General features: G+C 63.5%; 5 protein-coding genes and 1 pseudogene. 5 read left to right on the top strand and 1 reads right to left on the bottom strand.

Annotated features, from left to right (window positions below):
* Positions 1 to 773: metallophosphoesterase (locus EOA36_RS28425; RefSeq protein ID WP_145969344.1), on the top strand; the 773-nt coding region annotated here is incomplete at its 5' end.
* Between the two features lie 8 nt (positions 774 to 781).
* Here EOA36_RS28425 and EOA36_RS28420 read toward each other — a convergent pair.
* Entirely contained in the window at positions 782 to 2,032 is a 1,251-nt protein-coding gene (locus EOA36_RS28420; RefSeq protein WP_127280353.1) for a cellulase family glycosylhydrolase, read from the bottom strand.
* Between the two features lie 53 nt (positions 2,033 to 2,085).
* Between EOA36_RS28420 and ybgC the strand changes: the two genes are divergently transcribed.
* From ybgC to EOA36_RS28400, 4 genes and pseudogenes are all read left to right on the top strand, one after another.
* Positions 2,086 to 2,556, top strand: a complete 471-nt coding sequence (ybgC, locus tag EOA36_RS28415; protein WP_127280352.1) for a tol-pal system-associated acyl-CoA thioesterase — start codon at positions 2,086 to 2,088, stop codon at positions 2,554 to 2,556.
* Between the two features lie 259 nt (positions 2,557 to 2,815).
* The gene (gene tolQ / locus EOA36_RS28410; protein ID WP_015315267.1) at positions 2,816 to 3,526 is read left to right on the top strand and encodes a protein TolQ; all 711 of its coding nucleotides are present in this window, start codon (positions 2,816 to 2,818) and stop codon (positions 3,524 to 3,526) included.
* Positions 3,527 to 3,537: 11 nt separating this feature from the next.
* Positions 3,538 to 3,990 (top strand): protein TolR, encoded by a 453-nt coding sequence (tolR, locus tag EOA36_RS28405; RefSeq protein WP_027141797.1) that lies wholly within the window; start codon positions 3,538 to 3,540, stop codon positions 3,988 to 3,990.
* A gap of 7 nt (positions 3,991 to 3,997) precedes the next feature.
* Positions 3,998 to 4,565: pseudogene (locus tag EOA36_RS28400) on the top strand (hypothetical protein); the annotation flags it as partial.

Raw genomic sequence — 4,565 nt, 5'->3', positions numbered from 1 at the left:
CGCCACCGCATTGGCCTGATGGATTGAAGCTGCGCGTCGTCGCCCTTGCCGACATCCACGCCTGCCGGCCTTGGATGACGCCGGAGCGGATTGCCTCGCTTGCCGAAGAGGCGAATGCGTTGCAGCCGGACCTGATCGTTCTGCTCGGCGACTACATCGCCGGCATGCGCCTGGCGTCACGTAGGGTCACGCCGCCGGAATGGGCTGGCGCCCTGTCGGGCCTCAAGGCACCGCTCGGCGTGCTGTCGATCCTCGGCAATCACGACTGGTGGGCCGATGGCTTCGCGCAGCGTGCCGGAGTTGGTCCGACGATCGCGCGCAAGGCATTGGAGAAGGTCGGCATCCCGGTTCTGGAGAACGACGCCGTGCGTCTGGAAAAGGACGGACATGGCGTATGGATCGCCGGCCTCGCCGATCAGTTGGCGCTATTACGGAAAAAGAACACCGAGCGTCCCAGGGGATTGGACGATCTCGACGGCACACTGGCCAAAATCAGCGACGCCGCGCCTGTCATCCTGCTGGCGCACGAACCGGACATTTTTCCAAAAGTGCCGTCGCGTGTGTCGCTGACGCTAGCGGGACACACCCATGGCGGGCAGGTGCGGCTGTTCGGCTATTCGCCTATCGTGCCGTCGCAGTTCGGCAATCGCTACGCCTATGGCCATGTCATCGAGAACGACCGCAACCTGATCGTCTCGGGCGGGCTCGGCTTCAGCAATTTGCCCATCCGTTTCGGCATGCGTCCGGAAATCCTGCAGATCGACCTCGGCTGACCGGGACTTCAGGGGAGGTTTCGGATTGCGTCCATCACGTCTGGCTCGGCCTTGTCGCCATTGAACGCATCGACGACGCCGAAAGCGCCGCCATAGCTCCACAGCGACCATGAGAAGCCGTGCGCTTCGGCCCGCGCGATCATATCCTTGACATAGGCGGCCCGATACTCCGCCGGCATCACATAGGCATTGCCATATTCCTGGCGGATCATGCCGAACTCGCCCAGGGTGATGTCTTGCGGCTTGATGCCGTTGGCCTTCGCCCACGCCTCGACGGTCTTGAACGGCGCATCCATCAGGCCAAGCAGCTTGTCGGGGCTGTCCATGCTGGCGACCTGCTCGTCGAGATAGGCAAGCAGGCCGCTCTGCCGTGTCCAAGGCGCCTCGGCCTTAATCCGGGCGCGGATGGTGTCGAGCGTGACGTCGAGCTGCGCCTTGGGAACCGCGGTCAACGGATAGGGCAGGCCGGTCACGTAGGGGATAAAGTCGCCGGCCCAGGTCGCGCCCTGATGGGTGAGCAGGAATGGATCGTAGGAGTGGAAGGTCCAGATGATGTTGTCGTCGGGGATGGTCCTCGGGTCGATCTTCCCCAGCGACGAGGCGGCGGAATAGCAGGCTCCGGTCAGGACCAGCGTCAGCTTCGTCGCCGAGGCGCGCGCCGCGGCGAACAGTTCGCGCTGGCGGTCGGGCCACAGGCTGGTGCCGTCGCTGTCGCAATCGACGATCGGCTCGTTCATCGGTTCGAAAGCGACCTTTTCGGGATCTTCGCCCGCCAGCGTGCGCGCCATGCCGCGAACCATCTCGACGTAGCGGTCGAAGGTCGCGGGATCGTCCATCACCTCACCCATGCCGATCTTGCGGCTGCCGCCGGCCGGGATCAGGTGCATGTCGACGATGACCTTCAGCCCGGCTTGGTTGATCATGCGCGTCGAGTCCAGCACGCTGGCATAGAGTTGGTAACGCAGGTCCGTTGTATTGTCCGAGAGGAAAGGCGACGGATCGACCGGCATGCGCAGGAAATCGAAGCCGGCATCCTTCAACGCCTTGAGGTCGTCTTCCCCAAGGAATTTTCGCCATTCCGGGTAGGGCAGGATGGCCTTGGCATCACCCCACCGATCCTCGCCGGGCCAGGTGACCCACTGGTCGAGATTGAGACCGCGCTTCATCGAGAAGGTGGCCGCTTCAGCCGAAAGTGTAGAAGCCGCCAGCGCTAGCACGACTGCCATCAAGGTCTTGATCATCGTCGTCAACAGTGCCATCGGGTTCATGCGCCAAAAATACCTGCCGCGTCGGCATCCAAAAGGGAAGCGCAATGGGCGATCATGGTGAATCCGCGGCATTGCTGGCTGGGCTTTCCGGCGCGCTGACCGAGTTCGGCCACCGGCTGATGGCGCGGGTCTATTACGCCGACACCGATTTTTCGGGCGTCGTCTACCACGCGCGCTACCTCGAATTCCTCGAGCGCGGCCGCTCCGACTATCTCCGGCTCACCGGCGTGCACCACACCGAACTCGCCGAAGGCAAGCATGGCGAGAAGATCGCATGGGTGGTACGCCGCATGGAGATCGACTTCCGCATTCCCGCTCGCATCGACGACATCCTGACCGTCGACACCCGCACCGATGCCATTTCCGGTGCGCGAATCTTCATGGCACAGCAGCTCAAGCGGGGCGACGAGGTGCTGGTCGAGGCCAAGGTCGAGGCGGCGATCATCGGCGAGAACGGCCGGCCGAGGCGCTTTCCCAGGGAATGGGTGGCGGCGTTCATGCCACGGGTCGGCTGATATTCAGGTGATGCCGGCCTGCGATACCCAGGCGCGGCAATGCGCCGCGCCTTAAACACTAACCCATCCTTAACCATAACGGTTCATGAAGAGACTGGTGAAGATTGGCGTTATCCAGCGCCTTCCTTTCACCAATATTTGCCCCGAAAAGGCCGCTAACGGCACGGTTTGGGGTGTCCGGTAGCTTCGTGCGAGCCGACCACAAGGGATGCCATGGGCCAGCCGCCAGCTTCGCCCGGAAAATCTTAAGGACGTAACGATGGAAAATATCGCACTCGCCGAACCGGGCGCGCAATTGTCGATTTGGGCCTTGTTCATGCAGGCCAGCTGGGTGGTCAAGCTGGTCATGATCGGGCTGCTCTGCGCTTCGGTGTGGACCTGGGCGATCATCGTCGACAAGCTGGTCGCCTATGGCCGCATGCGGCTGGCGCTGAACCGCTTCGAGCAGGTTTTCTGGTCCGGGCAGTCGCTGGAGGAGCTCTACCGCACGCTCGCCGACCGCAAGACGACAGGCATGGGCGCCATTTTCGTCGCCGCCATGCGCGAATGGAAGAAGAGTTTCGAAAAAGGCGCCAAGTCGCCGCTCGGCCTGCAGACCCGCATCGACAAGGCCATGGACCTGGCGCTGACCCGCGAGATGGAGAAGCTGGAGGGGCGCCTCGGCTTCCTCGCCACCACCGGATCCGCGGCACCTTTCATCGGCCTGTTCGGCACCGTCATCGGCATCATGACCTCGTTCCAGGCCATCGCCGGCTCCAAGAACACCAGCCTCGCGGTGGTCGCGCCCGGCATCGCCGAGGCGCTGCTGGCGACGGCCATCGGCCTGCTCGCCGCGATTCCGGCGGTCATCGCCTACAACAAGCTGTCATCGGATGCGAGCAAGATAGCCGTGCGCATGGAGGGGTTCTCGGATGAGTTCTCCGCCATACTCTCGCGCCAAATCGATGAAAAAGTCGCGCCTAAGGCCTGAGGAGTAACGAGATGGGTATGTCCGTAGGCATGGGAGGGCGCGGCGGGCGCGGCCACCGGCGGCGCGGCCGTCACCATGCGCTGATGTCGGAGATCAACGTCACGCCGATGGTCGACGTGATGCTGGTGCTCTTGATCATCTTCATGGTCGCGGCACCGATGCTGACGGTCGGCGTGCCGATCGACCTGCCGGACACCCAGGCCAAGGCGATGAATGCCGACACCCAGCCGATCACCGTCTCGATCGATGCGACCGGGAAGATTTTCCTGCAGGAAACCGAGATTCCGATCGAGGAGCTGGTGGCCAAACTGCAGGCTATCTCGAAGACCGGTTATGAAGAGCGCATCTTCATCCGTGGCGACAAGTCGACCGACTATGGCACGGCCATGAAGGTCATGGCTCGCATCTCGGCCGCTGGCTACAAGAACATCGGCCTGGTTTCACTGCAGGAACAGGATCAATAGACTCACGATGAGGACCGGCCTCACCACATCGGTGATCTTGCATACGGCGGTGCTGGCCTTCGGCCTGTTCACCCTGTCGGCGCCGGCCGCGCTTCCGTCCGCCGACGTGGAGTCGGTCGCGGTCGACATCGTGCCGATGGAAGCCATCGCGCAGACGCTGCAGGGCGACAAGAAGGCCGTGATGCATGAAAAGCCGGCGCCGCTGCCGACGCAGCGTCCCGATATCGTACCCAACGCGCAGAAGGTCGGCGAAAACAGCGTCGACACCGACAAGCCGATAACGCCGGAAGCCAAACCAAAACCCGTCGACACGACCTCGGCGCCGCCACCCGCGCCGACCCCGAAGGAAATCCCGAAGACCGAGGACGTTCCGAAGCCGCAGGAAAAGCCCAAGCCCACTCCGGCGACGGAAGTGGCGCCAGCGCCGACGCCCAAGGAAGAGGTGAAGCCCGAGCCGGTCAAGCAGACCGAGCCCAAGCCGACGCCGGCCAAGCCGGCGCCGACCCCGCCGCCGCAGGACAAGACAGCCGCTATCGATCCGACGCCCGAGGTCAAGCCCGACGCCGTCGCCGAGG

This window comes from Mesorhizobium sp. M8A.F.Ca.ET.021.01.1.1 (genome assembly GCF_003998025.1).
GTDB lineage: Bacteria > Pseudomonadota > Alphaproteobacteria > Rhizobiales > Rhizobiaceae > Mesorhizobium.
Note: the sequence above shows the minus strand (reverse complement) of the source record. Positions and strands in the feature narration are given on the sequence as shown.

Bases quoted from the DNA above. Each gene is read 5' to 3' on its own strand.
- EOA36_RS28420 (WP_127280353.1), bottom strand. From the start codon at position 2,032: ATGGCACTGTTGACGACGATGATCAAGACCTTGATGGCAGTCGTGCTA.
- ybgC (WP_127280352.1), top strand. From the start codon at position 2,086: ATGGGCGATCATGGTGAATCCGCGGCATTGCTGGCTGGGCTTTCCGGC.
- tolQ (WP_015315267.1), top strand. From the start codon at position 2,816: ATGGAAAATATCGCACTCGCCGAACCGGGCGCGCAATTGTCGATTTGG.
- tolR (WP_027141797.1), top strand. From the start codon at position 3,538: ATGGGTATGTCCGTAGGCATGGGAGGGCGCGGCGGGCGCGGCCACCGG.